The sequence below is a fragment of the Maritalea myrionectae genome, assembly GCF_003433515.1.
GTDB lineage: Bacteria > Pseudomonadota > Alphaproteobacteria > Rhizobiales > Devosiaceae > Maritalea > Maritalea myrionectae.
In genome coordinates this window covers 2,894,081-2,920,850 of the sequence record NZ_CP021330.1, presented here as the reverse complement: position 1 = coordinate 2,920,850, position 26,770 = coordinate 2,894,081, and the positions used below count along the sequence as shown (strand labels likewise).

Here is a 26,770-nt window from a genome sequence, read left to right as displayed (position 1 = left end):
GTCCCTTTAAAAGGGAAGTGGGCGCAAGCGGGAAACTTGCGCCCACGGGTTCGCCCTGAATTAGACCATCTCTTCTTCATCCAAAGCTACATCGTCCTCGCGAAATTCGAATGCAGTTGGTCCGGAAGGTCTTTCGGGCGCGCGCACCAATGTGGTGGGGGTCGGTGCGCGGTTCAACACAAGCTGGGTCACGTCTGGGCGTGCGTAATGGCCAGCGGGGTCAGCAGCGGCCTTGGCGAGGGAAATCAGACCAAGGTCCAGCTCCGCCACCACAATGCCTTCTTCATCGGGCGGCAAGGGCGCGCTGATCAATTGTCCATCTGGCGCGAAGATGGAGGAACTGCCGCCGCCCACAGGCAGTAAATCTTTCTGCATGTCATCAAGGCCAAGCGCGTCTTGTATTTCGCTGGTCATCACAGAGGTGGCCGCGATCACAAAACATTGCCCTTCCATGGCATAGGTGCGCGAAAGCGACATATTGGCTTCCGGCCCCAAGGCAAAGGCTTTGCCTTCATAAAGCGACAGGGTGGGCCACGCGGCGGCATGCACCTGCTCATTCATCGAGTAGAGCGCATATTTGGACAGCGGTTGCATATGCTCCCAGCAGCAAAGCGCGCCCAAATTGCCCGCATCTTCGGTGCGGTGCACATCAAGGTCCACGCCGCTGCCTTCGCCAAACACGGCCCGCTCCACATGGGTGGCTTTCAGCTTGCGGCGGTTGGCAATCACCACCCCGTCGGGCCCGATAATGCTTTGGGCAATGTAAACACTGCCTTCAAATTTTTCGGCAAATCCCAGCACAACATACATGTTGTGGGCACGCGCGGCGGCGCAAATGGCCTGGTGATGTTCGTCGCCAACTTCCATGGCATTGTCATGATAAGCCTGCACAAATTGCATGCCCCAGGCCTGCGGGCCAAGCCAGGCCCAATAGGGATAGCCGGGAATCCAGGTTTCTGGAAACACCAGCACTTTCACGCCTTTTTCGCTGGCCTCCTCAATCAGCTCAATGGTGCGGCGCACCCCGCCTTCAAGGTCATGCACAACAGAGGCAGCTTGCACCGCCCCTGCAATATATTTTGGATGAGAACGTCCCATATTTCCTCCCGATCTCCTTGGTTGTTATTCGGCAAATTTCGAGCGGGTCACAATGTCCACAAAGTTTGGCGCGCGATAATGCTCCACACAGCGGTGGCCCACATGCTCCAAAAAGGTGGTGACGGTGGCGCGCGGGTTGCGCTGCACCACATGGCCCAGTGTTTCGATAATGGCTTTCTTGAATCCAAGGCGCGGATAAAGCTCGACAATCTGATCGATCTGCTTCGCCTCAAGCGCATCATAGGGGAACATGCCCACATCCAACCCGGCACCAAACTGCACCAGCGCCACTTCCGGGGCCATAAACTGCGGCACATCATGGGTGGAGTGCAGGGCAATGGCCTGCCAGATGACATCGATCTTCTTGTCGTCATAGCCGTGTTCAGCCAAAAAATTCTTGGCAGCATTGGCGCTATCCACTTCAAAGCGGTGGCCATTTTCAAATTGGTCAACAAACGCAAGGTCATGCATTACCGCGCCCAAAAACAGCATCTCTGCATCAAAGCTCTTGCTATGCTTTTGCCCGATGGCGGCGCCAAACGCGTAGGAGCGCATCAGGTGATTGTACAAAAAGGCGGGCGAAACCTCTTTCACCAAATCATGGGCAGCCACGCAAATATCAGAATCGGGCCATCTAATGTCGGGGGCGGATTGAAGGGCGGACATGGTTGAACTTGCTCCTTTGTTTAAATTTGTGTACTGAAAGGTACATAAAAAAATCTGCTTGGCAAGGGTTTTGTACTAAATGGTATCAAAAGATGAGAAGCGCCCCCGCGGGCGCCCGAAACAATTTGACGAAAAAACCGCGATCCAAAAGGCGACAGACCTGTTCCGCCGCGCCGGATATGATGGGGTGCGCATCGACCAATTGGCCAAGGAGATGGGGTTGAATAAACCCAGCTTCTACCGGGCTTTTGGCGACAAGGCGCAATTGTTCGAGCGGGTGGCCCAAACCTATATGGAGGATGTGTGGGCCGAATGGCAAAAGGGGGTTGAGGGGGCACGCTCGCTCTATGAGGCGATCGAGCGCACGTTGGACATCTCAATCACCCGCTTTGCCGCCGCCGCGCCCAGCCGGTCTGGTTGCTTGGTGCTCACCACCATGCCCGCCGCCGCTGGTGAACATGATCAAATTCAAAAATCGCTGCATCAATTTTTGAACGCGGCGCAGGTCCAGATTGCCGAAAAGCTCACCGCACAATTTCCAGCCCATTTTGAGGGAGCTGACTTGAGTGCCGATGAGTTGGCGAGCCTGATCAATTCCACGCTGCACAGTTTGGCGATTCAGGCGCGCGGAGGAGCCTCATTGGATGAGCTGCAAAAGGTCAAAAATATCTTTTTAAAAAGCCTCAAACCGCTGGGCATAAAATAGGCTGAAAAGGCGCTGTAAATTTCTGTAATTTTGCTGAAATAAACTAAAATTATGGCGTCGGATTTCAGTTTTTACGCAAAAGAAAAGGGATTTCAGATGGTTACACCTGAAATCCCTTTCTAATTTCGATGATTTTGACCCTTAGAATGTTTTAAAGGTCAGCGTGGTCAGCGAACGCTCAATGCCTTCAATATCCACAATATTGTCATTGATGAACATGCCTACATCCTCACCTTCGGGAATATAGATCTTCATCATCAAATCAAAATTGCCCGAGGTTGAGTAAAGCTCGGAAACAATTTCGCGCTCGTGAATTTGGTCGGCAACTTCATAAGTTTTGCCCGGCTTGCACCGCAATTGAACAAATACGCAGGTCATAATTGTGTCCTCACATGCCAAAGTTCGGGGAATAGTTCCACATCCAGCATCCGGCGTAAATAGCTCACGCCACCTGTGCCGCCCGTGCCCCGTTTAAAGCCGATAATCCGTTCCACCGTTGTGACATGGTTGAAGCGCCAGCGGCGAAAATAATCTTCAAAATCAACAAGCTTTTCCGCCAATTGATAAAGTACCCAATATTTATCCGGGTCCTTATAAATCGTTGCCCATGCCGCTTCAACACCCTCGTCGGCCACATGCGTTTTGCTGACATCGCGATCCAAAATAGCTTTTGGAATATCAACGCCATTGGCATGCACCAGCTGCAGCGCCACATCGTAAAGGCTTGGTACATCGAGCTCTTTTTTGAGCATGGCGTGAATGTCTTCCCGGTGCGCATGGGGCTTCAACATGGATTGATTGCGGTTGCCCAGAATATATTCAATCTGCCGATATTGGTAGGATTGAAAGCCGGACGATTGGCCCAATGTCTCGCGAAACTGGGTATATTCCGACGGGGTCATGGTGCGCAACACGTCCCACGCATTGTTGAGCTGCTCAAAAATACGCGCCACCCGCGCCAGCATCTTAAAGGCCGGCTCGAGGCGGTTTTCCTGCATCGCCGCGCGGGCTGCATGCAGCTCATGCACCGCCAGCTTCATCCACAATTCGCTGGTTTGATGCTGGATGATAAACAACATCTCATCATGCGCTGTCGAGAGCGGTTTCTGGGTGTTGAGGATGGTATCAATTTGCAAATAGTCACCATAGGACATGCGTCCATCAAATGACATTTGAGCGCCTTCTTCACTCGGATCATATGGCTTGATCATGTAACTTTTGACCTTTTTTGGTACTTGGGATCGTCCCAAACTTTTTCATTAATAATCGTACCAAGAATGGCCGCAGCGCCACGCACATCATCATGATCAACATAAAGCGGGGTAAACCCGAACCGCATCATATCCGGGGCGCGGAAATCGCCGATAACCCCGTTGGCAATCAGTGCCTGCATCGCCGCATAGCCATTCTCGAAATGGAATGACACTTGCGAACCCCGGCGCTTGCCTTCACGCGGCGACCCCAATTGCAATTGCGGGCAAAGCCGCTCAACTTCGTCAATAAATAAATCACATAGCTCAATCGAGCGCGCGCGCACCGCGTCCATCTCCACCATGTCCCAAATGTCCATGCTGGCTTCCAACACGCTCAGCGCGATGATCGGCGGCGTGCCCACACGCATCCGCTCAATGCCCGGCGCAGCGCGATAATCGAGATCAAAAGCGAACGGCGCTTCGTGCCCCATCCAACCGGAAAGGGCCGGGCGAGCCGCATCTTTATGCTTGTCAGCGACATAGATAAAGGCCGGCGCGCCGGGACCGCCATTGAGATATTTATAGGTGCAGCCCACCGCAAAATCGGCGTTGCACCCTTCAAGGTCAACGGGCAATGCGCCTGCGGAGTGGGCCAAGTCCCAAATGGTCAAAATGCCATTGGCATGGGCTTTTGCGGTCAAGGCTTTCATATCGTGCTTGCGCCCGGTACGATAATCCACTTCGGTGATCATCATCACGGCCACATCGTCGGTTAGCGCAGTTTCAACGTCTTCCGGCGCGACCACACGCAGCTCATATTCGTCGCCCAAGCTCTTCAGCAAGCCATCTGCGATATAAAGGTCGGATGGGAAGTTACCCTTGTCGGACAGTACGACCTTGCGGCCCGGATTGAGTTCCAATGCCGAGGCCAAAGCCTGATAAACCTTGATCGACAGCGTATCACCCATCACCACCGAGCCTGCAGGTGCGCCGATCAGTTTGCCAATCCGGTCGCCAATCTCGCTGGGCTTGTTGATCCAACCGGCCTTGTTCCAGCCGGTGATCAGCATCTCGCCCCATTCATCCTGAATGGTGCGTTCCACCACGCCCATCGCCGCTTTTGGCAAGGGGCCAAGGCTGTTGCCATCCAGATAAATCATGCCCTTGGGCAGATGAAACTTGGCTTTGGTCTGGGCGAAAATATCGGTCACGCTTGCTTCTCTCTTAACTGGAACCGTTGAATTTTTCCGGTTTGGGTTTTGGGCAATTGATCAGTGAAGATCACAGAGCGCGGATATTTAAACGGCGCAATCGTGGCTTTCACGTGATCTTGCAAAGTCTTGATCATTTCCTCTGATGGCGTGGCGTTTTCGGTCAGCACCACATGCGCCTGCACAATGTGACCACGCGCATCATCTGGCACGCCAATTACAGCGCATTCAAGCACATGCTCGTGCGACAAAAGCGCCGCTTCAACTTCAGGTCCGGCGATGTTGTAGCCAGATGAAATAATCATATCGTCATTGCGGGCGGCAAAATGGAAATAGCCGTTCTCATCTTCCACGAAGGTGTCGCCGGTGATGTTCCAGCCGTCAGCGACATATTTGGCCTGCCGTTCATCATTCAAATAGCGACAGCCTGTGGGGCCACGCACTGCCAACCGACCTGGTTCACCGCGCGGCATTTCATTCATCTCGTCGTCGACCACTTTGGCTTCATAGCCCGTCACAGGCTTGCCTGTGCACGCGGGTTTGGCATCGTCCAAGCGGTTGGAAATAAAGATGTGCAGCATTTCGGTGGCACCAATGCCGTCCAGCATCGGCTTGCCGGTTTTTTGCTGCCATTCTTCAAACACAGGTTCAGGCAAGGTTTCCCCGGCCGAAACCGCGCAGCGCAAGGTGGACAAATCCGCCCCTTCATCCATGGCCCGCAGCATCACGCGATAGGCGGTGGGGGCGGTGAAACAGATGGTGGCTTTGTGGGTTTCGATGATCTCGATCATGTTCGGGGGCGATGCTGTTTCCAGCAAGGTGGCCGTTGCGCCAAAGCGCAAGGGGAACACGGCCAAGCCGCCCAGCCCGAAGGTGAAGGCCAGAGGCGGGGAACCGACAAACACATCTTCTGGCGTGACTTGCAGCACTTCTTTGGCATAGCCATCGGCGATAATCAGCAAATCGCGGTGGAAATGCATGGTGGCTTTCGGTTCGCCCGTGGTGCCCGAGGTGAAGCCTAAGAGGGCCACATCATCGCGCCCTGTTTTTACAGCTTCATATTTGACCGATTTGCCCAAGGCAACGCGATCCAACTCGGCGTCGTGATTGGCGGTGCCATCAAAGCCAATAATGGTTTTCAAATGTTTCGAGGTTTTGCCGCAGGCAACGATCTCGTCCATCATCCGCGTGTCGCAAAGGGCAAATTCAATCTCGGCCTTATCGACAATGCCGCTAAGCTCGCCCGCCCGCAGCATTGGCATGGTGTTGACCACCACCGCGCCTGCCTTAGTGGCGGCGAGCCAGCAGGCAACCATGGCGGGGTTATTGGCGGAGCGGATCAGCACGCGGTTGCCCGGCTTCACGCCATAATCTTCCACCAGCGCATGGGCCAAACGGTTGGTCCAGTCCGCCAATTCCTTATAGGTGCGCTGGCGGCCATTGCCGATCAAAGCAGTGTGGTCGCCAAACCCTTTTTCCACCATCGCATCGGTGAGGGCGCGGCCCACATTCAAATATTCCGGATAGGTGAAATCTTCCGTGTTGATTTGCGGCCATTGATCAAATGGCGGCAAGTTCTCCCGGCAAAAATGGTCCACATGACCTGTTGGTCCCAATTCCATGATCCCCTCCCAAGGAATTTTAGCTTAGTGTCTGGCGCGCAATCACAATTTTTTGGACGTCTGAGGCGCCCTCATAAATGCGCAAGGCGCGAATTTCTCTGTAAAGACTCTCCACGATCGACCCTTTGCGCACACCGTCGCCACCGTGGATTTGCACGGCTTTGTCGATCACCTCTTGCGCTTTGTCTGTCGCGTAAAGTTTGGCCATGGCCGCTTCCCGCGTCACGCGAGCAGCGCCCATATCTTTGGTCCAGGCGGCGCGGTAAATCAGCAAGGCGGCCGCATCCACATCCAAGGCCATATCGGCAATATGGCCTTGCACCATTTGCAATTCGGCTAAGGGCGCACCGAACAATTCCCGCGATTTGGCGCGGGCCAATGTTTCGTCCAACGCGCGACGGGCAAAGCCCAGTGCGGCGGCCCCAACAGTGGAGCGGAACACGTCCAAAACGCTCATGGCGATTTTAAAGCCTGCACCTGCGTCGCCGATCATGCTGGTTTTCGGCACATGCACATTGTTGAACTTCAACCGGGCGAGTGGGTGCGGCGCAATCACGTCCAAGCGTTCGGCAATCTCTAGCCCTTCGCTATCGGCTGGCACCACAAAGGCGGATAGCCCCTTGGCCCCCGGCGCTTCGCCTGTGCGGGCAAAAACCGTGTAGACATTGGCGATGCCGCCATTGGAAATCCATGTCTTTTCGCCATTGAGCACATAATGATTGCCCTTATCTTCGGCGCTCAATTCAATATTGGCCACGTCTGACCCGGACTTGGGCTCGCTCAAGGCAAACGCGGAAAGCGCTTCGCCTGCGCGGGTTTGATCCAGCCAAGCCTGCTGGTCCGGCGTGCCGAACAGCGACAGCGCCCCGGTGCCCAAGCCTTGCATCGCAAAGGCAAAATCGGCCAAGCCATCATGCCGGGCCAAAGTCTCGCGGATCAGGCACAGGCTGCGCACATCTAATGTCTCGCCTTGCTTCGCGCCGCTATATTGCAGAAAGCCTGCTTTGCCCAACGCGGCCACCAGATCTTTGCAGGCCTGATCCACATCGCTGTGATCGACGGGCAAATTGGCGCTCGCCCAAGCCTCTAGCTCAGCATGCAAGGCGCGGTGCTTATCTTCAAAAAAGGGCCAGTTGAGAAAGCTTTGATCGGCCATTAATTGCCCTCAAACTTTGGTTTTTCTTTCGCGACAAAGGCGTGATAGGCGCGCTCAAAATCTTTGGTTTGCATGCATAAAGCCTGCGCCTGCGCTTCGCTCTCAATCGCTTGTTCGAGGCTCATGCTCCATTCCTGATTGAGTTGGGTTTTGGTGATCCCATGGGCGAAGGTCGGCCCCGCCACCACACGCTCAGCCAGCTTCATGGCCGCATCATCTAACTCATCGGCGCTGTGCAGCGCATTGAAAAAGCCCCAGTTTAAGCCTTCCTCAGCGCTCATGGAGCGGCCCGTATAGAGTAACTCTGCCGCACGGCCCTGGCCGATCAATCGGGGCAGCATGGCACACGCGCCCATGTCGCAGCCTGCAAGGCCGACACGGGTAAACAAAAAGGCGGTTTTGGCTTCCGGTGTCGCCAAGCGCATGTCCGAGGCCATGGCGATAATCGCACCCGCCCCCACGGCCACGCCATCGACGGCGGAGATGATCGGGGTGGAGCAATTGAGCATGGCTTTGACCAGATCCCCGGTCATACGGGTGAAGGCCAACAGCTCCTTCATGTCCATGCCCACCAGTGGCCCGATAATGTCGTGCACATCACCGCCGGAACAGAAATTGCCGCCATTGCTGGCAAAAATTACGGCGTTGATATCGTCAGCATAATGCAGGTCGCGGAAGAAATCGCGCAGCTCGGCATAGCTTTCAAAGGTCAGCGGATTTTTCCGGTCGGGGCGGTTCAATTGCACAATGGCAATGTCGCCCTTCATAGTCAGCAAAAAATGTTCGGGTTGATAATCGGCCAGTTTAGTCATGCTGATGATCCTTTCGGATATGATTGAGCGCGTCGACGAAATGCTCAATGTCGCTGTCCTGCACATTGTCCATCAATTCATCGATCCAGCGTTCATGCTCGGCAGCCATTTCGGCAAATTTCTCGACACCCTTCGGGGTGAGTCGCACAAGGGTAGCGCGCTTGTCGCCCTTCACGGAGACGCGGACCACATAGCCATCCTGCACCAGCCGATCGATAATGCCCGTCACATTGCCGTTCGACACCATCAATTGTTGAGACAATTGGCTCATCAACAGCCCTTCGCGGGTACGGTCCAGCATCGCCATCACATCAAAGCGGGGCAGGGTGGATTGATAGGTGATGCGCATGCGCTCGCGTAGCTCATTCTCGACAAAGCGGGCGGTTTTCAGCATATGTAGCCACAGGCGCAAGCGCTGCTTGCTCATGGGGTGTCCCGTCACCGGGTCAGTTGCGCTCATATTTCACCTCCTGAAATAGAAAGGGCCACACCATTCAGCCCCTCACTATGCGGACCGCACAAATTAAGCGCCGCCGCGGCCACTTCTTCCGGCTCGATCAGCCGCCCTTGCGGATTGTTTTTCGCCAGTGCCTTGAGGGCATCATCCGCGCTCATGCCTGTCTTTTCCATAATATTGGCGATGGACCGCTCGGTCATCTCCGTATTGAGAAAGCCGGGGCAAAGCGCATTGGCGGTGATGCCGCTTTTGGCCACTTCCAATGCCATGCTTTTGATGAGGCCGATCACCCCATGTTTCGCCGCCGCATAGGGCGCCACATAAGGATAGCCTTTCAGGCCAGCTGTAGACGCAACAGCGATCAAGCGCCCCCACTCTTTGCCCTTCAGTCGCACCAAACCCTCCTTGAGGGTCAAGAAGGTGCCGGTCAAATTCACATCGATCATATGCTGCCAATCGGCGAGCGAGGTTTTGGCCAAGGGCGCGCTGGAAGATGCGCCGGCATTGGCCACCACAATGTCCATCACGCCGATCTCATCAAACAACGCCTTCACCGACTCTTCGTCGGTGATGTCCACGGTTGCCACTTTGATGTTGGCATGTTGGCTGGCCGCCTGTTCGAGCGTTGCGCGGGTGCGTCCCGCCACGGTGACGGTGCCGCCCGCTTCAGCGAACTGCTTGGCCATCACGGCACCAACGCCGGTGCCGCCGCCTGTGATCAATATGTTTTTGCCCGCTAAGATCATACCTTAATCCCAATGCCTTCATTCCGTTCTGCCAGTCGCATCATTTGATCCCGACCAGGCAAATAGGGCAAGGGCCATTCGCTATCTTTGTCGCCAAGGGCGGCTGCGGCATGCAACGTCCAATATGGATCCGCCAAGTGTGGCCGCGCCAGACACACCAGATCAGCTCGGCCCGCCATCAGAATCGAATTGATGTGGTCCGGCTCGTAGATGTTGCCAACGGCCATGGTGTTCAGCCCAGTCTCATTGCGGATGCGGTCAGAGAACGGGGTTTGGAACATGCGGCCATAAATCGGCGCGGCGTCGATTGAGGTCTGGCCAGCGGACACGTCGATAATGTCGATCCCCACGGCGGAGAACATTTGCGCGATTTTCACGGCCTCGTCTGGCGTTACGCCTTCTGCGCCCACCCAGTCATTGGCGGAAATCCGCACGGACATGGGCTTATGGTCCGGCCACGCAGCGCGCATGGCTTGCGCCACTTCCAGCGGATAGCGCATACGATTTTCAAGCGAACCGCCATATTCATCCTGCCGATTATTCGACTTGGGCGAAATGAAGGACGAAATCAAATAGCCGTGCGCCGCGTGCAGCTCGACCATATCAAATCCGGCTCGATCGGCCATCTTGGTGGAGGCGACGAATTGGTCGCGCACCTTGTCCATATCGTCGCGATCCATGGCCTTTGGCGTCGCATTATCCGGCGACCAAGGAATGTCTGATGCTGACAGAAGCGGCCAATTGCCCTCTTTGATCGGCGCGTCCATGGTCTCCCATCCCAATTGGGTGGAGCCTTTGCGACCGGAATGGCCGATCTGCATCGCCATTTTGGCGCTGGTCTCGCTATGCACAAAATCTGTAAGACGGGTCCACGCCGCCTCATGCTCGGGGGCATAAAGCCCCGGGCAACCCGGCGTGATCCGCCCTTCGGGCGACACGCAGGTCATTTCCACATAAACAAGGCCAGCGCCACCTTTGGCGCGCTCAGCGTAATGGGCAAAATGCCAATCGGTGGGGCAGCCATCCTTGGCCTTATATTGGGCCATGGGGGAGACCACCACGCGGTTCTTTAATTCCATATCGCGCAGCTTGAACGGGGCAAACATCGGCGCACGATGTACGCCTTTCGCGCCCGCCTGCTCCTGAAACCACATTTCAGCAGATTTCAGCCATTCCGGATCGCGCAAGCGTAGATTTTCATGGCTAATCCGCTGGGAGCGGGTGAGCAATGAATAGTTGAACTGCACGGGGTCCAGATCAAGATAGCGTTCCACATCCTCAAACCATTCGGTTGAGTTGCGGGCCGCGCTTTGCAGGCGCAGCACATCTAAGCGACGATCTTCCTGATATTTGCGGAACGCGGCGTCCAGAGTCGGCTCGGTGTGCAAGAACTCAGCCAGCGCAATGGCGCTTTCAATGGCGAGTTTGGTGCCTGAACCGATGGAGAAGTGGGCCGTGGCCGACGCATCGCCCAACAGCACCACATTTTCATGGTGCCATTTTTCACACAATACGCGCGGGAACTGCAGCCATGCCGAGCCGCGAATATGGTTCGCGTTGGTCATCAGGCTGTGGCCGCCCAAATGATCTTTGAAAATCTCTTCGCAAATGGCGATGGTTTCTTGCTGGCTGATCTCGCCAAACCCAAACTTTTCGAATGTTTCAGGCGCGCACTCTACAATAAAGGTCGCCGTGTCCTTATCGAATTGATAGGCGTGGGCCCAAATCCAACCATGTTCGGTTTTCTCAAAGATAAAGGTGAAGGCATCATCAAATTTCTGATGGGTCCCGAGCCACACAAAATGACATTTGCGCACATCAATCTGCGGCTTGAAATGATCGGCAAATTCGGTGCGGGTTTTGGAATTCAGCCCGTCAGACGCCACCACCAAATCATATTCTTTCATGAGGGGGGAGGCGCTGTCGATTTCGGTTTCAAATTCCATTTTGACGCCGAGTTCGCGGGCGCGTTCCTGCAAGGTCAGCAGCAATTGCATGCGGCCAACGCCGCAAAAGCCATGGCCTGTGGAAACGGTGCGATGCCCATCATGCACCACCGCAATATCGTCCCAATAGGCGAAATGCTCGCGGATCGCTTCGGCGCTCTCCTTGTCATTTTCGGCCATATTATCAAGGGTTTCATCGGACAAAACCACGCCCCAGCCAAATGTATCATCTGGCTTGTTGCGCTCAAAAATCGTAATGTCATGCGACGGATCGCGCCGCTTCATGCTGATGGCAAAATATAGGCTAGCCGGGCCACCGCCCAAACATGCGATTTTCATAATGTCCTCCCAATGGCGCAATGTTGATCACGCATGGAGGGTATGATTGCATCAGAAACAAGATATTTCAAGCTCAAAATTTTAGGCTTGAAATATATTCAATTTTGGTGAACACTTAATGGCGATAGGGAGGACATATGGGCGAGCAAAATATGCTGCGCATAGAGCAAGTGGACATTAAAGGCCACAATGCCGCGTGGGCGATTCTCAGCATTGATCGACAAAAGCAGCGCAACGCACTCAACACAGAATTGTTGGGGCAGATTGCCGATGCGCTGGACGATTTTGCCCAATCCTCAAGCGTGCGCGCCGTGCTGATTTGCGGCGAAGGCGAGCATTTTGCCGCTGGCGCCGATATCGACGAAATTAAAGATAAAGGCCGGGAAGAAGGCTATCTCGATCCGCGCAAAGCCCATTGGAGACGTATCCGCAATTGCCCCCTGCCGTTGGTGGCGGCAGTGGATGGCTTTTGCCTCGGCGGCGGGTTTGAACTGGCGCTGATGTGCGATTTGATCGTGGCGGGCACCACCGCCAAATTTGGCTTGCCGGAACCCAATTTGGGCCTGATCCCCGGCGCAGGCGGCATTGAGCGCCTCACCACCATGGTGGGCCGCGCACGCGCCGGGCGCATTGTGCTTGGCGGCGAAATTGTCGACGCGATCACGGCCAATGATTGGGGCATTATCAGCTATATGGCCGAGGATGGCGCACTGCCTTTTGCAGCGAAACTGACCGAGCGCTTGGCCCTACGCGCACCCTTGGCGATGCAGGCGGCGAAAAAGGCGATTGTCGCCAGCGCCGAAACCCCGCTCAAACATGTGATGGGCGAAACCAGAGGCGATTTCGAAAACCTGCTCGGCACCGCAGATAAGGCCGAAGGCGTGACCGCCTTTCTCGACAAACGCAAACCCACATTTGAGGGCAAGTAATGGTTGAGCTGAATAAAATCGGCGTGGTGGGCGCAGGCGTGATGGGGCGCAATATCGCGCTGTTCTTCGCGCAATCCGGCCACCAGGTGCAGCTTTTTGATGTGAACCATGACGCGGTGACCTCAGCGCTGGACGCGGTGGGCCAAACTTTGGCCCGGGCCGTAGATAAAGGGCGGGTGAGTGCCGATGATGCGGAGGCCAGCAAAGCGCGGCTGAGCGCCGCAAGCGAGTTGGCCGACCTTGCCGATTGCGATCTGGTGATCGAAGCCATCGTGGAGCGGTTGGACATCAAGCAACAGCTCTTCGCTCAATTGGAAGAAGTTTGCGGTGCAGAAACGCTGTTGGCGACCAACACCTCATCGCTCAGCGTTGCCGATATTTTTGCCGATCTCACCCATAAAGACCGGGCGCTGGGCCTACACTTTTTCAACCCCGCCCACATTATGAAGCTTGTCGAGGTCATCACAGCCCCACCCGTATCTCAGATACGATGTGATGACCTCGTCATTTACCTGAATCAGATCGGCAAAACCGCAATCAAGGTGAAGGATAGCCCGGGCTTTATCGTCAATCGGTGTGCGCGGCCCTTTTATGGCGAGGCGCTGGCGATATTGGAAGAAGGTGACTTTTCGGCCCATCAAATTGATGCGGCCATGCGGGCGCAGGGGTTCCGCATGGGGTCATTTGAACTGATCGATCTGGTGGGCGCAGACATAAATCTGGCCGCCAGCGAAACTATGGCCAAAGCCTTTGATTACAATCCGCGTTATTATGTGTTTGATCGCCTGCAACGGCAGGTGGATGAGGGCGCGCTGGGTCGCAAAAGCGGCAAGGGCTTTGTGACCGAGGACGTTCAGGTCGACCTCGCTGAAGCCGACCAACAGCAAATTGCCGAGCGCATATTGGCGACGCTGATCAATGAGGCGGCGTCTGCCGTGGATGACCAGGTGGCGGCGCCGCAAGATATTGATCTGGCGATGCAATTGGGGTTGAATTTCCCCAAAGGGCCATTTGCATTTTTGGCCGAAATCGGGCTTGATCGAGTGCGAGAGATTTTGGCGCAACTGGAAGAAAATGCCCCGACCTATCTGGAAGGGCGTTATCGGCCAGCCGCAGCCTTGCAAGGGGAAAAATTTGATGCGTGACGGACTGCCAAACTGGACAACGCCCAGCGACTGGGATGATGCCTATGCCAATAGCGCATATATCGAAAATTCGGACTCCTATGTAAAATATTGGGCGAAAGCGTCGGCACAATTTCGCGAGGAAATGGATGCAGCTGGCCGCGCGGAACTAGACTTGGCCTATGGCGATGCGCAACGGGAAAAGCTCGATCTGTTTATGCCCGAAGGCACGCCGAAAGGCCTGTTTGTTTTTGTGCATGGCGGCTATTGGCTGAGCTTTGACAAAAGCGCCTGGTCGCATTTGGCCAAGGGGGCGCTTGCCCATGGCTGGGCTGTGGCCTTGCCATCCTACACGCTGGCGCCTGAAGCGCGGATCAGCACGATGACCCAGCAAATTGGCGCGGCGATCCTTTATGCGGCGACCAAAGTGGAAGGGCCAATTCGCATTTCTGGACACTCTGCTGGCGGTCATTTGGTGTCGCGCATGATGTGTGCGGACACGCCTTTGTCCAAAGAAGTGCAATCGCGGTTGAAGCATGTGGTGTCTTTGTCCGGGCTGCATGATTTGCGCCCGCTGCTCAACACCCGCATGAATGAGGGGTTGCAACTGGATTTGGCTGAAGCGCGCGCGGAAAGCGCGGCGCTATTGGAGCCGCTGGCGGATGTGCGCCTCACCTGTTGGGTGGGCGCTGATGAACGGCCGGAATTTTTGCGCCAAAATCAATTGTTGGCCAATGTTTGGACCGGGCTTGGCGTGGAAACAAATGCGGTGGAAGCACCGCACAAGCACCATTTTGACGTAATCGCTGATTTGGAAGAGCCCGATAGCGCTTTGACCAAATTGGTCGTTGGGGCAAATGAGAAATAGATATTTTAAGCATGAAATTTTTAATATTGAAATATATTAAGATTCATGCATGGATGTAACTATAATGGTTTGCGGCAATTGGGTATCTATACCCCATTGTTGTAAGAATTGGCCTTTGCTTTGGGAGAGGCAAAGGGCAAATTAAATGCTTCACCTGTCGTGAAGTGTTGTAATCGGCGAACCTAGGTTCGCAGTTTGGGAGGAAACTATGAAGACGCTAAAAACAATAATGGCCAGCGCAGTGGCGATGAGCTTAGCCCTTGGCGGCTCAGCCATGGCTGAAGGCGCAAAAATCGGCATGATCACAACCTTGTCCGGCGGTGGCGCTGGCTTGGGCGTGGATGTGCGCGATGGCTTTATGCTGGCGATTGAACAAGCCGGCCGCGACGATGTTGAAGTTGTCATCGAAGACGATGCCCGCAAGCCAGACTTGGCTGTGCAAATCGCCGACAAAATGATCCAGTCTGAAAAAGTGGACATTCTGACCGGCATTATTTGGTCCAACTTGGCGATGGCGGTTATTCCATCAGCCGTGGCGCAAGGCAAAATCTACGTGTCGCCAAACGCTGGTCCATCTGCTTTGGCAGGCAAAGGCTGTAACGCCAACTACTTCAACGTGGCATGGCAGAACGACAATTTGCACGAAGCCATGGGCGCGTACGCCAATGTGGCTGAATACACAAACACCTTCATTTTGGCACCAAACTATCCGGCTGGCCAAGATGCGCTGAACGGCTTTAAGCGTGAATATCGTGGCCAGTTGGCGGGCGAAGTGTTCACCAAATTGGGCGCAACTGACTATGCCGCTGAGATTGCACAAATCCGCGATTCAGGCGCAGACAGCGTGTTCTTCTTCTTGCCAGGCGGCATGGGCATTGCGTTCATGAAGCAATATGCAGCCTCTGGTGTTGATCTGCCGGTAATGGGCCCAGCCTTCTCATTCGATCAAGGCATTTTGGGCGCTGTAGGTGATGCGGCACTTGGTGTGCGCAACTCTTCACAGTGGAGCAAAGATATCGACAACGAAACCAACAATGCGTTCGTTACTTCGTTCCAAGAGAAATATGAGCGTTTGCCATCGCTTTATGCCAGCCAAGGCTTTGACGCGGCAAATCTGATCCTTTCTGCATTGGACAAAGCCGATGTGAAAGACACAGAAGCGTTCAGCGCTGCACTGAAAGAAGCTGACTTTAAGTCCACCCGCGGTGACTTCAAGTTCGGCAACAACAATCACCCCATTCAAGACATTTACGTACGTGAAGTTGTGAAAGAGGGTGACGTGTTGACCAACAAGATCTTGGGTCTGGCACTGACAGATCACCAAGATGCTTATGCTGAAGATTGCCCATTGCAATAATGGCTGAGTTGATTGGCGGGGCGTTTGCGCCCCGCCAACATCCAAACCGCTGGGGAAAATATGTCCACCACTCTTTTATTTGAACAGCTTTTAAACGGCCTGCAATATGGCGTGACGCTGTTTTTGATGGCTGCCGGTTTAACGCTGGTTTTCGGCGTGATGGGGCTGATCAATTTGGCGCACGGCTCGCTCTATATGATCGGGGCCTTTGCTTGCGCCGCCGTGGCTGCGGCCACAGGTTCCTTTTGGCTTGGCCTTGTGGCGTCTATCGTGGCGGCGGGCTTTGCCGGTGTCTTGATCGAGATGCTTGTGATCAGACGATTATATGATCGCGATCACCTCGACCAAGTGTTGGCCACTTTCGCCTTGATCCTGATCCTTTCTGAAGGTTGTCGGATGGTGTTTGGCTCATTCCCGCTTTATCTCGACACACCGGATTTTCTGTCCGGTCCCGTCACCTTGTTTGGCGGCTTTCAATATTCTGCTTATCGTCTGGCGATTATCCTTGTCGGGGGCTTGGTGGCGCTGGGGCTTTATCTCCTCATCACCAAAACCCGCCTCGGCATTCGCATTCGCGCCGGTGAGGCGGATCGTGAAATGATCGCGGCGCTTGGCGTGAATATCGGTACGCTCTATACGATCGTTTTCGCCATCGGCGCCGCCTTGGCCGGCTTTGCCGGGGCAATGATGGGCGCCATCCAATCGGTGCAAGTGGGCATGGGCGAACCCGTGCTGATCCTGGCCTTTGTGGTGATCGTGATCGGTGGCATCGGCTCCATCAAGGGCGCACTGATCGGCTCCATTCTCGTCGGCGTTGTCGACACGCTCGGACGCGTGACGCTGCCCGGCTTTTTCAATCTGTTTATGGACACAGCTGCGGCCAACTCGGTCGGTGCAGCGCTGTCCTCCATGTCAATTTATGTGCTGATGGCGATCATTCTGATCTTCAAGCCGGAAGGGTTGGTGAGCAACAATGCTTAATCTTTCCCGCGAAACCTATTTGAACATTTTCATCAGCCTTGGGCTGCTGGTGTTCCCCTTTATTGCCACGGCGATGGATGAACCGTTTTACATCACGCTAGCGACCCGCGTGGCCATTTTGAGCCTCGCCGCGGTGGGGTTGAACCTCGCCCTTGGCACAGGCGGCTTGGTGAGCTTTGGCCATGCAGCGTTTTTCGGCATTGGCGGCTATGCCATGGGCATTTTGGCCAGCCATGCGCAAACCTACACGCCAATTTTCACCTGGCCTTTCGTGATTGAAGGCACCAACCAAATGCTGATCATTTGGCTGGTCGCGATTGTGATGAGCGGCATTGCCGCCTTGTTTATCGGGCTGTTGTCCCTGCGGACGTCAGGTGTTTATTTCATAATGATCACCTTGGCCTTTGCGCAAATGATCTATTATTTCATGATCTCCTGGCCGACCTATGGTGGCGAAGATGGCTTGTCCATCTATGTACGCAACCAGTTCCCGGGTGTGAACACGCTTGATCCCGCTAGCTTCTTTTATATTTGCTTGGTGCTGATGTTTGCAGGGCTGGGCCTGTCGGCCATGATCAAAAACTCACGTTTCGGCGCGGCGCTACAAGCGGCACGGCAAAATGAGGAACGTTTGGCCGCCACCGGCATTCGCCCGTTCAACATCAAACTCACCGCCTTTGTGATCTCCGGTATGATTACCGGCTTAGCCGGGGCGCTGATGGCGGATCTGAACCGCTTTATCTCCCCCTCCATGCTGTCCTGGCACATGTCAGGTGAGATTATGGTGTTGGTGATTTTGGGCGGCGTGGGACGTCTCTATGGCCCGGTTGTCGGCGCGCTCATCTACATCATCTTTGAGTTTATTTTTGGTGGCATGACTGATTATTGGCAGTTCTATCTCGGCCTCATCTTGTTGGGCGTGGTGCTGTTTGCCCGCGGTGGCGCCATTGGTCTGCTGGCCGGAAAGGCGCGTCATGACTAATCAACCAATTCTGCAAATTCAAAATCTGAACAAAAGCTTTGGCGCACTTACCGCCACCGATGACGTGACCCTTGATCTGAAAAGGGGTGAAATCCACGCGCTGATCGGGCCGAACGGGGCGGGCAAATCCACCCTGATCAAACAGATCTGTGGCCAGCTCAGCTCGGACAGCGGTAAGGTGATCTTTAACGGCCGGGACTTGGCCGGTATGGACATGGCTGAACGGGCAAAGGCCGGACTGGGGCGCACTTTCCAAGTCTCCTCACTGGTGATGGAATTCTCTGCGCTGCGCAATGTGATGCTGGCCGTGCAATCCAAATTGGGCACCAGCTATCGCTTTTTCAAAAATGTGCGTGGCGATAAAAGCCTGACTGAACCCGCCATGGCGGCGCTGAAACGCGTCAATCTGGAAGAGCGAGCCGATGTCATGACGGCGGAACTGTCGCACGGTGAACGGCGGCAGCTTGAAATCGCTATGGCATTGGCGCTGGACCCCAAAGCCTTCCTGCTCGATGAACCCATGGCGGGCATGGGCCCAGAAGGCTCGAAAAAGCTGATCGGTTTTCTCGACGATCTGCGCCACGAGGCGCCGATCCTTTTGATCGAACATGATATGGACGCCGTCTTTTCGCTGGCAGACCGGATTTCCGTGCTGGTCTATGGCCGGGTGATTGCCACCGGATCAGTGGACGATATCCGCAACAATCCAGCGGTGCGCGAAGCCTATTTGGGGAGTGCAGCCTAATGTCAAACATTCTGCTTTCCATCAAAGATATTGAGGTGTTTTACGGCCCGTCACAGGCGCTGTTTGGCGTGTCGCTTGAAGTGAAAGAGGGCGAAGTGGTGGCGCTGATGGGCCGCAACGGCATGGGCAAAACCACCACCATCCGCACCCTTTGCAAAATGTCCAAACCCACCAAGGGCGATATCCATTTCGATGGCACGCTGGTCAACAAGATGCCCAGCCACAAGGTGGCGAAATTGGGCGTGGGGTTGGTGCCGGAAGGGCGGCGCTGCTTTGCCAATTTGACCGTGGAAGAAAATCTGGTGGCGGCCCAGCGCGATGGCGAATGGACGCTTGAAAAGGTCTATCAATTGTTCCCGCGGCTGGAAGAGCGCAAGGACCAATTGGCCAACACTTTGTCAGGCGGCGAACAGCAAATGCTGGCCATTGGTCGGGCGTTGACCACCAATCCAAAATTGCTGGTGCTGGACGAGGCGACCGAAGGCCTGGCGCCGGTGATCCGCGAGGAAATCTGGCGGGCCGTAAAAGCGTTGAAAGCGCAAGGTCAATCCATTTTGATCGTGGATAAAAGCCTCAGTGAATTGCTACCGATTGCCGATCACTGCGTGATTTTGGAACGCGGTGAAACCGTGTGGACGGGCACACCGGACGCGCTGACGGACGATCTGGCCGATCGTTATTTGGGGGTCTGATGAGCAAGATTTTCACCCACGATCAGGACATTTTGTTCCAGCACTGCGATCCGGCGGGCATTGTGTTTTATCCGCGCTTCTTTGAGATGATCAATCTCACCATCGAGCGCTGGTTCGACAAGGCGATTGGCTATTCCTTCGCGCAAATGCATGTGGCTGACCAAACGGCAGTGCCCACCGCCAGCGTGGAAGCAACGTTCAATGCGCCGGGCAAGCTGGGCGAAGAATGGCAATGGCACCTGACGGTTGAGCGGGTGGGCCGCACCAGCGTGAAAGTGCGCGTGTGGGGCACCCATGACGCGCAAACGAAGGTGGAAAGCACCATGACGCTGGTGCACATCACCAAATCCACCGGGCGACCCATTGAATGGTCGCAAGAGCTTAAAGACAAAATGACACTCTATTTGGAAAAAGAATAATGGCACATATTGTTGTACACCCTGAAGGATGGAAGCCCGCAAAAGGCTATGCCAATGGCATGCTTGCTGAAGGGCGCACGCTGTATGTGGGCGGTCAAATCGGCTGGACAAAAGATCAGGTTTTTGAAGCCAAAGACTTTATTGGCCAAATGGAACAAGCCCTGCGCAATATTCTGGATGTTGTGGAAGCGGCCGGGGGTAAGGCTGAGCATCTCACCCGGCTGACCTGGTACGTGACCGACAAGCAGGATTATCTGGCGCACCAAAAGGAAGTGGGGGCAGCCTATCGCCGCGTACTCGGCTATCATTTCCCCGCGATGACAATGGTGGTGGTGTCGGCGCTGGTGGAAGACGAGGCACTGATCGAAATTGAAGGCACGGCAGTGTTGCCCAACACCTAAGAGCCGGCCCTCAGCTTAATTGGCGCTTGGCGAAATTCAGCGTTTGCTGCGGGGTTTCGCCAAAGGCGTCGCGATATTCCTGCGAAAACCGTCCCAAATGGTTGAACCCCAAAGCGGAGGCAATCTGCGTGACGGTTTGCGCGCCATACGCCCCTTGCAGCAGATAATGGGCGCGGCGTAATCGCTCCAGCCGCACCATTTGCATCGGCGTCAGCCCATAGGCCTGTTTAAAGCCATATTGCAGCGCCCGCACCGAGGCACCAGCGGCCCGGGCAATATCATGCAGACCGATCTCGGCACTGAATTCACTTTTGATATAGGCCATGGCGCGTTTGATCTGCGCCGGGGCCAGATGCACTGGCGTTGCGTCAAAGAAACATTGAATATTGCTCGGCGCCGCTTCCAAAAATTGCAACAGCAATTCTGACAGGCCATGCGGGGTGGCGCCCGCATCTAAATCCGCGAAAATGCGGCGCAATTGATTGCGCCATGGCTGGAGCTGCTTGGCCTGCATGCGTAATTTTGGATCGAACCGAATGGGCGCATCCAAGGAACGACCCAGCATCATTTCGGCTTCCTTACGCAAATGCTCTGCCTCAATTTGCACCAGCAGCATTTCGCAATCCGCGTGCCACGTCATATCGGTTTTGAGATCGGGGTTCAGGATGGTGGCAAACTCAATGGTGCTCTCAACTTCCATTTTGCCATTGGTGATCTGCGCCCCACCAGCCAATGGAATTTGGATCAGATAAAATCTCTCCAACTCGCCGGGGGTGATGCGCACCGCGCCGCCATAGCGCATATAATTAAACGACAAGCCGGGTAGCGCCACATGATTGTGCACCGCATCCAACTGGGACTGTGGCGCCGCGAAATCCAAGCGATGGGCGCAGTATTTGCGCGCCACCATCTCCCGCGCGCACTCCAACTCCGCTGATTGAAACAGCCGATATTTAGCCAAAGGCTCCATTGTTGTTGTTCTCCCAACGGCCATCCGCATTATTTTGCGTTTTTCGGATAGCCGCCTCCCTCTATCTGACATTTAGTTTAGGCATAAAATAATAAATGTTGCAATCGGCTTGGAGGAGGGGACGATGACAACGAAGAAAAAGGTGGCCGTAATCGGCGCTGGTGTAAGCGGTCTTGTGACCGCAAAAACCTTTAAAGAAAAAGGTCACGATGTGACCATTATCGAACGCAGCCACGATTTAGGGGGCGTGTGGGAGTTGTCGCGATCCTATCCCGACGTGCAAACCCAAAGCCCCAAAGATTTGTACCGATATACCGATAAGCCCATGCCGGATGATTACCCTGAGTGGCCAAAGGGGCCGCAGGTGCATGCCTATCTAGATAGCTATGCCGCAGACTATAATCTGCGCGACCATATCCGCTTCAACACCAGCGTTTCAGAGATGACCCGCCGTGCGGACGGGCAGAAAGGCTGGACGCTACATTTGGTGGATCAGGCTGGAAAGGAAAGCACCGAGGACTTTGATTTCGTCTCGGTCTGCACCGGACAATTCAGCGAGAAAAATATTCTCACCCATCCCGGCCAAGAGGCATTTGAAGCGCAGGGCGGGCAGGTGATGCACTCATCTGAATATACCGACCCGTCCATTGTGGAAGGCAAAAATGTCACCGTGCTCGGCTTTTCCAAATCCGCCACCGACATTGCGGTGAATGCGGTGAAGTCAGGCGCAAAATCGGTCACCATTGTTTATCTGCAATCGGTGTGGCGGGTGCCCTATTTCATCGGCGGGCTGATCAATTTCAAACGCATCCTTTATATCCGCAAGCAGGAGCAAATGTTCCCTAGCTGGGGTCTGAACCCAATGCAGAAGTTTGCGCATGTGATTGGCAAACCCTTTGTGTGGGCAAATTGGCGCGCGCTTGAAGCCTTGCTGACCATGCAGCTCAAGCTGAAAAAGACAGGGCTGCGGCCGGAGATCAAAATTGAAGATGAGATCAATTGCTCGGTGCCGATCGTCACCCCCGGCCTGTTTGAGATGATCGCCGACGGCCGCATCAACTGCATCAAAGGCACCTTCAAAGAATATGAGGGCGACAGCGTGGTGCTGACCGGCGGCGAAAAGGTGAAAACAGACCTCGCCATTCTGGCCGTGGGCTGGAAACTGGGTGTGCCTTATCTGCCGCAAGAATATCAGGACAAGCTGGTGGAAGAAGATGGGCAATACCGGCTTTACCGCATCATTGCCAACCCCGATTTGCCGGATATGGGCTTTGTGGGCTTCAACTCATCCTTCTGCACCGTGCTGTGCGCCGACCTCGCCGCCAATTGGCTGGTCCGCTATGCCGATGGCAAATTGGCCAAGCAGCCGACAGAGCAGCAGATGAACGACAATATCGAGCAAATGCTGCACTGGAAGCGGCATGAAAAACCGTCGGCCAAAGTCTATGGCGGGCTGTGTGTAGCGCCTTACCACTTCAAACATTTTGATGAATTGCTGGACGATATGGGCGCCAAGATCCGGCGGCGCAATCCGCTGGCGGAAAATTTCACCCCGCCCGACGCCGACGCTTATCGCCGCTTTTTGGATTCAACCCCGGACTATCGGGTGAATTAGGAGGAGAAGAAAATGACATTAACACCAGGCATTACCGCCAAAGGAGAGGGGCTCGAGGGCACCAAATGGAACATTTTGGGCCAAACCTATATCCCCAAACTCTATTCAGAAAACGCCATGATCTGGCACGCACTTTTGCCTGCCGAGAGCTTTGTGCCGCCGCACATCCACCCCACGCAGGATGAGTGGATCACCATGTTGGATGGCGAATTGGAACTGGCCTTCGGCGATGAGATTGTGACCGCCCGCGCGGGCGACACGGTGCGCATGCCCATGGGCATCGCCCACGGCATCACCAACAAATCCGGCAAAGATGCCAACTGCTTCTTTGGTGTCGCGCCCAGCCGCAAACTCTTTGATTTATTTGAAGCGTTGCATGATTTGGGCGACCCGGACGAAGTGGTGCGCCTCTCCGCATTGCACGAAGTGAACTTTCTCCCACCACCATCTGAATAAGATGGTCTCCCAAACGTAGAAAAAGGCGGTGATCTTCTAGGTCATCGCCTTTTTTTGTTGTGTCAAACAAAGGTGAGCTTGCTCAACTGCTGACGAAAACTTGCATCTTCATTGAAAATGATAATAATATAACCGGATAATTAAATGAATGATGTTTCTCAACGCCTGGGTGGGCGTCATGGTAAATACTCTTAAGATAATTGCCTTTGACCGAAAATCTTTTACGGCTGCAGAACAGCCCAATCAGCACGCATATCTGCAAGGGATAAGTGGGTATCATCTCATTGATGGTTATACGGATGCGGCAGATCTCGTCACCAAGATCAAAGCCCTATCTGCAGCCAATGCCAATGCGTGTGTTGACTATTTGGAGATTAACGCACACGGCAACCCGATTACTGTTGATAGCTTGCAATTGACCAATATTGGCACGTGGGGCACAGAGCTTAAAAAGGTGCCATGGTGCGATACGGCAAGCATTTATCTGGCAGGCTGCAACACGGGTCTAAAAACCGCAGCAGGCTCAGGTTCTGTCGCCGAAGCATTGGCGGGACAAATCACCTTTAACGCCACGAACTTTGCGCACCAAATCCGTGTTTATGGTTCTAAAGGCTATTTAACAGGGGTGCATGCCAGCGGCAGCGAATATTGTTCGCGGGTGCTAACATCAAGGCGATGGCGGTGGAAATGGGCACTGGGGTTCATTCCCTATTACGGCTATGACGATGTGGTAACCCACACAGCCTATCCTGGCTCAGTTGACGCGACGGGCAGTGCCTGCTGGACTAGCTTCAAGAACGGGACATGGTGAGCGCTATGGCAAAAGTGACTGTTACCGACATGCAAACCAACACAAGTGTTCAGCTTGCGCAACAAGAAGCAGACCTTGTCGCAAGCGAGATCGCCATTGTGCAGCCGGGCCCCTTCGCCCGTTTGTTGATGCGCTTATTTCCCGGGCCAAATACTCATCCCAAGGTTGCGCCAGATTTTGAGATTGTGGTGGAAGATGGTGGCCGCACCACAGTTTTTGAATTGTCGGGTGAAACGGTGCTTCAGCGAAAAAGTGATAAGAGGGGCTTTAACTTCTTCCTCGGCAGCAAAATTGTGGCCTGGCACGCCGCGCAATCCGGTGTGCCGACGCCGTAGCCTAAGTTCAGACTGTTGAAACATACCAAAGAAAAAAGGGCGGGGAATTTTCCCCGCCCTTTTGGTCTCGATGGAAGATGACTAGCCTAATAAGAGGCTCGGCAACCACAGCACGATGCTTGGGAAAGCAATAAGCACCGCAATGGTGATCGCATCCGCGACAAAAAACGGGGTCGCGCCGCGGAACACATCTTGCACTGAGATATCATCTCGTACCCCAGCCACCACAAAGCAGTTGAGGCCGATGGGCGGAGTGATCAAACAGAGCTCGGCCATTTTCACCACAATAATGCCGAACCAGATGGCACACCCCCAACCGCTCATGCCAAAGGCACTTTCAGCGGCGGTGACATCCATACCGCCATTAAGCGCCATGACCGCCGGGAAGACTACGGGCAGGGTGAGCAGCAACATGCCAATCGCATCCATAAACATGCCCAACACCGCATAGGCGAGTAGGATCATGATCAGGATGATCATCGGATGTTGATCCAGCGAGGTGACCCAATCAGAAAACGCACCGGGCAGATCGGCAAAGCCCAAAAAGCGCACATAGATCAACACGCCCCAAATGATGGTGAAGATCATCACCGCCAATTTGGCAGATTCAGTGAGCGCATCTTTAAACTGGCCCCACTTCATGCCGTGGATCAACGCCATTACGAAAATAATGAACGCGCCAATCGCACCACCTTCTGTTGGCGTGCCCCACGCATCGCCGCCAAACGGGTTGTAGATAAAGCAGATGATGATGATCACCACCGCAAAGATCGGCAACGCAGGTGGCAGTGCCTTGAAGCGTTCGCCCCAGGTGAAGCCGCTTACGGATGGGCCCAGATTCTTGTTGAATGTGGCCATCAACACCACGAGGCCGCCATAGATCAGCGCAGAGACCGCGCCGGGGATAAAGCCAGCCAACAGCAAAGCACCCACATCCTGTTCCACAATAATGGCGTAGATCACCAAAATAGCAGAGGGCGGGATCAAGGATGCCAACGTGCCCCCGGCAGCCACAACCCCTGCGGCAAAGCGCTTGTCATAGCCAATCTTGAGCATCTCCGGAATGGCAATCCGTGCAAACACGGCTGATGTGGCAACAGACGCACCAGACACAGCGGCAAAGCCCGCAGTGGCAAATACCGTGGCCACGCCCATGCCGCCGGGCAACCAGCCCACCCACTTTTTCGCGGCCTCAAACAAAGCCTTGGTCAGACCCGCATAATAGGCGAGATAGCCAATTAGAATAAATGTCGGAATAAGCGACAGCGCCTGCGAGGAGACCTTTGAGTGCGGCACCTGACCTGCGGTTTTCGCCGCAACACTGAGCGCCCAGAAAAACTGGTTCGGATCGTACCCTTTTTTGGACCAGAAGATCCACACAAGCCCTGTGACACCCGCCATGGCGGCAGCAAAGGCAACGCGAACCCCGATGATCACCATCAAGAGCAGCATCGCCGTAACGATGAGACCAATATCAATCGAGGTCATTTGCTGTCCTCCTCAAGCCCGGAGACATGTTCAGCTTCACGCTGTGCCTGTGTCGCGGCGTCTTCAACCATAGGCACCGCCACTGGATGGGTGGCGTTGGTGGCAAAAGCCCGGCCAAAGCCAATCAATTGAATGGTGAGGCGCAATGTCAAAATGAAGAAGGCAACGGGCGCCAATAATTTGGCTGGCCACAAGGGCAAAGCGATATCAATGGAAGAGTCACGACTCCACATCGGCACGCTAAAATCAAATGAGCGCTGGAAGTGTGCCCAAGAGCCCCAGACCAGCAAGATCATCAACAGCAACATGGCGAGAGTGGCGACAAATTCAGCCAACCACAGCGGGCGACCTTTGAGCTGCCCGACCAGAATATCCATGCGGATATGCCCGCCCACGCGTTGCGTGTACGCAATGCCGACAAATGCAATAAGCGGCATGATTTGCTCGATCCAATCGACATAGCCCGAAAGCGGACGGTTGAAAAAATTGCGCCCACCTACAGAAAAAACGGCAAGGACCATCAGCGAAAAAATCGCCAGTCCACCGATAAAAACGAGTATCTTTTCAATGGAAAAGAGCCGTTGATCTAGACGGCTTAAAGGGCTGTCGTCCGTGAGAACGGATGCAGTGCCTGCCATGGTGTCC

29 protein-coding genes are annotated in these 26,770 nt (G+C 54.6%); 15 read left to right on the top strand and 14 right to left on the bottom strand.

The features are described from left to right. Positions 1–60: 60 nt before the first annotated feature. On the bottom strand, positions 61–1,098 hold the full coding sequence (locus MXMO3_RS14695) for a carbon-nitrogen hydrolase family protein (protein WP_117396360.1): 1,038 nt from the start codon (positions 1,096–1,098) through the stop codon (positions 61–63). Positions 1,099–1,122: 24 nt separating this feature from the next. Then, positions 1,123–1,764: an HD domain-containing protein gene (locus tag MXMO3_RS14690; protein WP_117396359.1), complete on the bottom strand. Its 642-nt coding sequence runs from the start codon at positions 1,762–1,764 to the stop codon at positions 1,123–1,125. Between the two features lie 79 nt (positions 1,765–1,843). Between MXMO3_RS14690 and MXMO3_RS14685 the strand changes: the two genes are divergently transcribed. Next, positions 1,844–2,470 (top strand): TetR/AcrR family transcriptional regulator, encoded by a 627-nt coding sequence (locus MXMO3_RS14685; RefSeq protein WP_117396358.1) that lies wholly within the window; start codon positions 1,844–1,846, stop codon positions 2,468–2,470. 141 nt (positions 2,471–2,611) lie between these two features. Here MXMO3_RS14685 and MXMO3_RS14680 read toward each other — a convergent pair whose 3' ends face one another. The 9 genes from MXMO3_RS14680 to MXMO3_RS14640 are packed head-to-tail and all read right to left on the bottom strand — an operon-like array spanning position 2,612 to position 11,952. After that, on the bottom strand, positions 2,612–2,848 hold the full coding sequence (locus tag MXMO3_RS14680; RefSeq protein ID WP_027833800.1) for an Lrp/AsnC family transcriptional regulator: 237 nt from the start codon (positions 2,846–2,848) through the stop codon (positions 2,612–2,614). After that, a complete protein-coding gene (gene kynA / locus MXMO3_RS14675) occupies positions 2,845–3,681 on the bottom strand; it encodes a tryptophan 2,3-dioxygenase (protein ID WP_117396357.1) in 837 nt (278 codons plus the stop codon). The genes MXMO3_RS14680 and kynA overlap by 4 nt, the downstream gene beginning before the upstream one ends. Next, the gene (gene kynU, locus MXMO3_RS14670; RefSeq protein ID WP_117396356.1) at positions 3,678–4,874 is read right to left on the bottom strand and encodes a kynureninase; all 1,197 of its coding nucleotides are present in this window, start codon (positions 4,872–4,874) and stop codon (positions 3,678–3,680) included. The genes kynA and kynU overlap by 4 nt, the downstream gene beginning before the upstream one ends. Next, positions 4,871–6,496, bottom strand: a complete 1,626-nt coding sequence (locus MXMO3_RS14665) for an AMP-binding protein (protein WP_117396355.1) — start codon at positions 6,494–6,496, stop codon at positions 4,871–4,873. Before MXMO3_RS14665 ends, kynU begins: the two co-directional genes overlap by 4 nt. A gap of 19 nt (positions 6,497–6,515) precedes the next feature. Further along, a complete protein-coding gene (locus tag MXMO3_RS14660) occupies positions 6,516–7,652 on the bottom strand; it encodes an acyl-CoA dehydrogenase family protein (protein ID WP_117396354.1) in 1,137 nt (378 codons plus the stop codon). Continuing rightward, positions 7,652–8,464 (bottom strand): enoyl-CoA hydratase family protein, encoded by an 813-nt coding sequence (locus MXMO3_RS14655; RefSeq protein ID WP_117396353.1) that lies wholly within the window; start codon positions 8,462–8,464, stop codon positions 7,652–7,654. Before MXMO3_RS14655 ends, MXMO3_RS14660 begins: the two co-directional genes overlap by 1 nt. Further along, positions 8,457–8,924 carry a MarR family winged helix-turn-helix transcriptional regulator gene (locus MXMO3_RS14650; RefSeq protein ID WP_027833794.1) on the bottom strand — a complete coding sequence of 156 codons (468 nt, stop codon included), beginning with the start codon at positions 8,922–8,924 and terminating at the stop codon, positions 8,457–8,459. The genes MXMO3_RS14655 and MXMO3_RS14650 overlap by 8 nt, the downstream gene beginning before the upstream one ends. After that, entirely contained in the window at positions 8,921–9,667 is a 747-nt protein-coding gene (locus MXMO3_RS14645) for an SDR family NAD(P)-dependent oxidoreductase (protein WP_117396352.1), read from the bottom strand. The genes MXMO3_RS14650 and MXMO3_RS14645 overlap by 4 nt, the downstream gene beginning before the upstream one ends. Beyond that, complete coding sequence (locus MXMO3_RS14640) at positions 9,664–11,952, bottom strand: bifunctional salicylyl-CoA 5-hydroxylase/oxidoreductase (protein WP_117396351.1); 2,289 nt, start codon at positions 11,950–11,952, stop codon at positions 9,664–9,666. The genes MXMO3_RS14645 and MXMO3_RS14640 overlap by 4 nt, the downstream gene beginning before the upstream one ends. Before the next feature lie 137 nt (positions 11,953–12,089). On the opposite strand from MXMO3_RS14640, the gene MXMO3_RS14635 reads away from it, so the two are divergent. The 10 genes from MXMO3_RS14635 (at position 12,090) to MXMO3_RS14590 (ending at position 20,450) form a co-directional block, all read left to right on the top strand. Then, complete coding sequence (locus MXMO3_RS14635) at positions 12,090–12,881, top strand: enoyl-CoA hydratase-related protein (RefSeq protein WP_205468028.1); 792 nt, start codon at positions 12,090–12,092, stop codon at positions 12,879–12,881. Next, positions 12,881–14,026 (top strand): 3-hydroxyacyl-CoA dehydrogenase NAD-binding domain-containing protein, encoded by a 1,146-nt coding sequence (locus tag MXMO3_RS14630; protein ID WP_117396350.1) that lies wholly within the window; start codon positions 12,881–12,883, stop codon positions 14,024–14,026. Before MXMO3_RS14635 ends, MXMO3_RS14630 begins: the two co-directional genes overlap by 1 nt. Next, on the top strand, positions 14,019–14,873 hold the full coding sequence (locus tag MXMO3_RS14625; protein ID WP_117396349.1) for an alpha/beta hydrolase: 855 nt from the start codon (positions 14,019–14,021) through the stop codon (positions 14,871–14,873). The genes MXMO3_RS14630 and MXMO3_RS14625 overlap by 8 nt, the downstream gene beginning before the upstream one ends. Positions 14,874–15,081: 208 nt before the next feature. Further along, positions 15,082–16,230: an ABC transporter substrate-binding protein gene (locus tag MXMO3_RS14620; protein WP_117396348.1), complete on the top strand. Its 1,149-nt coding sequence runs from the start codon at positions 15,082–15,084 to the stop codon at positions 16,228–16,230. Positions 16,231–16,290: 60 nt separating this feature from the next. Next, positions 16,291–17,211, top strand: coding sequence for a branched-chain amino acid ABC transporter permease (locus MXMO3_RS14615; protein WP_117396852.1), 921 nt, complete (start codon positions 16,291–16,293; stop codon positions 17,209–17,211). Next, entirely contained in the window at positions 17,204–18,193 is a 990-nt protein-coding gene (locus MXMO3_RS14610) for a branched-chain amino acid ABC transporter permease (protein WP_117396347.1), read from the top strand. Before MXMO3_RS14615 ends, MXMO3_RS14610 begins: the two co-directional genes overlap by 8 nt. Then, positions 18,186–18,938: an ABC transporter ATP-binding protein gene (locus MXMO3_RS14605; protein WP_117396346.1), complete on the top strand. Its 753-nt coding sequence runs from the start codon at positions 18,186–18,188 to the stop codon at positions 18,936–18,938. Before MXMO3_RS14610 ends, MXMO3_RS14605 begins: the two co-directional genes overlap by 8 nt. Next, entirely contained in the window at positions 18,938–19,630 is a 693-nt protein-coding gene (locus MXMO3_RS14600) for an ABC transporter ATP-binding protein (protein WP_205468027.1), read from the top strand. Before MXMO3_RS14605 ends, MXMO3_RS14600 begins: the two co-directional genes overlap by 1 nt. Then, complete coding sequence (locus MXMO3_RS14595) at positions 19,630–20,049, top strand: acyl-CoA thioesterase (RefSeq protein ID WP_027833783.1); 420 nt, start codon at positions 19,630–19,632, stop codon at positions 20,047–20,049. Before MXMO3_RS14600 ends, MXMO3_RS14595 begins: the two co-directional genes overlap by 1 nt. Next, positions 20,049–20,450: a RidA family protein gene (locus MXMO3_RS14590; protein ID WP_117396345.1), complete on the top strand. Its 402-nt coding sequence runs from the start codon at positions 20,049–20,051 to the stop codon at positions 20,448–20,450. The genes MXMO3_RS14595 and MXMO3_RS14590 overlap by 1 nt, the downstream gene beginning before the upstream one ends. A gap of 10 nt (positions 20,451–20,460) precedes the next feature. Here MXMO3_RS14590 and MXMO3_RS14585 read toward each other — a convergent pair whose 3' ends face one another. Next, the gene (locus tag MXMO3_RS14585) at positions 20,461–21,420 is read right to left on the bottom strand and encodes an AraC family transcriptional regulator (protein ID WP_162889293.1); all 960 of its coding nucleotides are present in this window, start codon (positions 21,418–21,420) and stop codon (positions 20,461–20,463) included. 124 nt (positions 21,421–21,544) lie between these two features. Here MXMO3_RS14585 and MXMO3_RS14580 point away from each other — a divergent pair, with 124 nt between their 5' ends. The 4 genes from MXMO3_RS14580 to MXMO3_RS14565 all read left to right on the top strand — a co-directional run bounded on the left by MXMO3_RS14580 (position 21,545) and on the right by MXMO3_RS14565 (position 24,637). Further along, positions 21,545–23,035 (top strand): flavin-containing monooxygenase, encoded by a 1,491-nt coding sequence (locus MXMO3_RS14580; RefSeq protein WP_027833781.1) that lies wholly within the window; start codon positions 21,545–21,547, stop codon positions 23,033–23,035. Positions 23,036–23,047: 12 nt separating this feature from the next. Next, the gene (locus MXMO3_RS14575) at positions 23,048–23,491 is read left to right on the top strand and encodes a cupin domain-containing protein (RefSeq protein WP_117396343.1); all 444 of its coding nucleotides are present in this window, start codon (positions 23,048–23,050) and stop codon (positions 23,489–23,491) included. 178 nt (positions 23,492–23,669) lie between these two features. Further along, positions 23,670–24,302 (top strand): hypothetical protein, encoded by a 633-nt coding sequence (locus MXMO3_RS14570; protein ID WP_162889292.1) that lies wholly within the window; start codon positions 23,670–23,672, stop codon positions 24,300–24,302. Between the two features lie 5 nt (positions 24,303–24,307). Next, the gene (locus MXMO3_RS14565) at positions 24,308–24,637 is read left to right on the top strand and encodes a hypothetical protein (RefSeq protein WP_117396341.1); all 330 of its coding nucleotides are present in this window, start codon (positions 24,308–24,310) and stop codon (positions 24,635–24,637) included. 81 nt (positions 24,638–24,718) lie between these two features. On the opposite strand, the gene MXMO3_RS14560 is transcribed toward MXMO3_RS14565, so the two are convergent. Both MXMO3_RS14560 and MXMO3_RS14555 read right to left on the bottom strand, forming a co-directional pair. Next, positions 24,719–26,125: a TRAP transporter large permease gene (locus tag MXMO3_RS14560; RefSeq protein WP_027833777.1), complete on the bottom strand. Its 1,407-nt coding sequence runs from the start codon at positions 26,123–26,125 to the stop codon at positions 24,719–24,721. Then, a complete protein-coding gene (locus tag MXMO3_RS14555; protein WP_117396340.1) occupies positions 26,122–26,763 on the bottom strand; it encodes a TRAP transporter small permease subunit in 642 nt (213 codons plus the stop codon). The genes MXMO3_RS14560 and MXMO3_RS14555 overlap by 4 nt, the downstream gene beginning before the upstream one ends. Positions 26,764–26,770: the final 7 nt, after the last annotated feature.

Excerpts from the sequence above, each read along its gene's own strand:
- MXMO3_RS14695 (WP_117396360.1), bottom strand. The coding sequence starts at position 1,098 with ATGGGACGTTCTCATCCAAAATATATTGCAGGGGCGGTGCAAGCTGCC.
- MXMO3_RS14690 (WP_117396359.1), bottom strand. The coding sequence starts at position 1,764 with ATGTCCGCCCTTCAATCCGCCCCCGACATTAGATGGCCCGATTCTGAT.
- MXMO3_RS14685 (WP_117396358.1), top strand. The coding sequence starts at position 1,844 with ATGGTATCAAAAGATGAGAAGCGCCCCCGCGGGCGCCCGAAACAATTT.
- MXMO3_RS14680 (WP_027833800.1), bottom strand. The coding sequence starts at position 2,848 with ATGACCTGCGTATTTGTTCAATTGCGGTGCAAGCCGGGCAAAACTTAT.
- kynA (WP_117396357.1), bottom strand. The coding sequence starts at position 3,681 with ATGATCAAGCCATATGATCCGAGTGAAGAAGGCGCTCAAATGTCATTT.
- MXMO3_RS14665 (WP_117396355.1), bottom strand. The coding sequence starts at position 6,496 with ATGGAATTGGGACCAACAGGTCATGTGGACCATTTTTGCCGGGAGAAC.
- MXMO3_RS14660 (WP_117396354.1), bottom strand. The coding sequence starts at position 7,652 with ATGGCCGATCAAAGCTTTCTCAACTGGCCCTTTTTTGAAGATAAGCAC.
- MXMO3_RS14655 (WP_117396353.1), bottom strand. The coding sequence starts at position 8,464 with ATGACTAAACTGGCCGATTATCAACCCGAACATTTTTTGCTGACTATG.
- MXMO3_RS14650 (WP_027833794.1), bottom strand. The coding sequence starts at position 8,924 with ATGAGCGCAACTGACCCGGTGACGGGACACCCCATGAGCAAGCAGCGC.
- MXMO3_RS14645 (WP_117396352.1), bottom strand. The coding sequence starts at position 9,667 with ATGATCTTAGCGGGCAAAAACATATTGATCACAGGCGGCGGCACCGGC.
- MXMO3_RS14640 (WP_117396351.1), bottom strand. The coding sequence starts at position 11,952 with ATGAAAATCGCATGTTTGGGCGGTGGCCCGGCTAGCCTATATTTTGCC.
- MXMO3_RS14635 (WP_205468028.1), top strand. The coding sequence starts at position 12,090 with ATGGGCGAGCAAAATATGCTGCGCATAGAGCAAGTGGACATTAAAGGC.
- MXMO3_RS14630 (WP_117396350.1), top strand. The coding sequence starts at position 12,881 with ATGGTTGAGCTGAATAAAATCGGCGTGGTGGGCGCAGGCGTGATGGGG.
- MXMO3_RS14625 (WP_117396349.1), top strand. The coding sequence starts at position 14,019 with ATGCGTGACGGACTGCCAAACTGGACAACGCCCAGCGACTGGGATGAT.
- MXMO3_RS14620 (WP_117396348.1), top strand. The coding sequence starts at position 15,082 with ATGAAGACGCTAAAAACAATAATGGCCAGCGCAGTGGCGATGAGCTTA.
- MXMO3_RS14615 (WP_117396852.1), top strand. The coding sequence starts at position 16,291 with ATGTCCACCACTCTTTTATTTGAACAGCTTTTAAACGGCCTGCAATAT.
- MXMO3_RS14610 (WP_117396347.1), top strand. The coding sequence starts at position 17,204 with ATGCTTAATCTTTCCCGCGAAACCTATTTGAACATTTTCATCAGCCTT.
- MXMO3_RS14605 (WP_117396346.1), top strand. The coding sequence starts at position 18,186 with ATGACTAATCAACCAATTCTGCAAATTCAAAATCTGAACAAAAGCTTT.
- MXMO3_RS14600 (WP_205468027.1), top strand. The coding sequence starts at position 18,938 with ATGTCAAACATTCTGCTTTCCATCAAAGATATTGAGGTGTTTTACGGC.
- MXMO3_RS14595 (WP_027833783.1), top strand. The coding sequence starts at position 19,630 with ATGAGCAAGATTTTCACCCACGATCAGGACATTTTGTTCCAGCACTGC.
- MXMO3_RS14590 (WP_117396345.1), top strand. The coding sequence starts at position 20,049 with ATGGCACATATTGTTGTACACCCTGAAGGATGGAAGCCCGCAAAAGGC.
- MXMO3_RS14585 (WP_162889293.1), bottom strand. The coding sequence starts at position 21,420 with ATGGAGCCTTTGGCTAAATATCGGCTGTTTCAATCAGCGGAGTTGGAG.
- MXMO3_RS14580 (WP_027833781.1), top strand. The coding sequence starts at position 21,545 with ATGACAACGAAGAAAAAGGTGGCCGTAATCGGCGCTGGTGTAAGCGGT.
- MXMO3_RS14575 (WP_117396343.1), top strand. The coding sequence starts at position 23,048 with ATGACATTAACACCAGGCATTACCGCCAAAGGAGAGGGGCTCGAGGGC.
- MXMO3_RS14570 (WP_162889292.1), top strand. The coding sequence starts at position 23,670 with ATGGTAAATACTCTTAAGATAATTGCCTTTGACCGAAAATCTTTTACG.
- MXMO3_RS14565 (WP_117396341.1), top strand. The coding sequence starts at position 24,308 with ATGGCAAAAGTGACTGTTACCGACATGCAAACCAACACAAGTGTTCAG.
- MXMO3_RS14560 (WP_027833777.1), bottom strand. The coding sequence starts at position 26,125 with ATGACCTCGATTGATATTGGTCTCATCGTTACGGCGATGCTGCTCTTG.
- MXMO3_RS14555 (WP_117396340.1), bottom strand. The coding sequence starts at position 26,763 with ATGGCAGGCACTGCATCCGTTCTCACGGACGACAGCCCTTTAAGCCGT.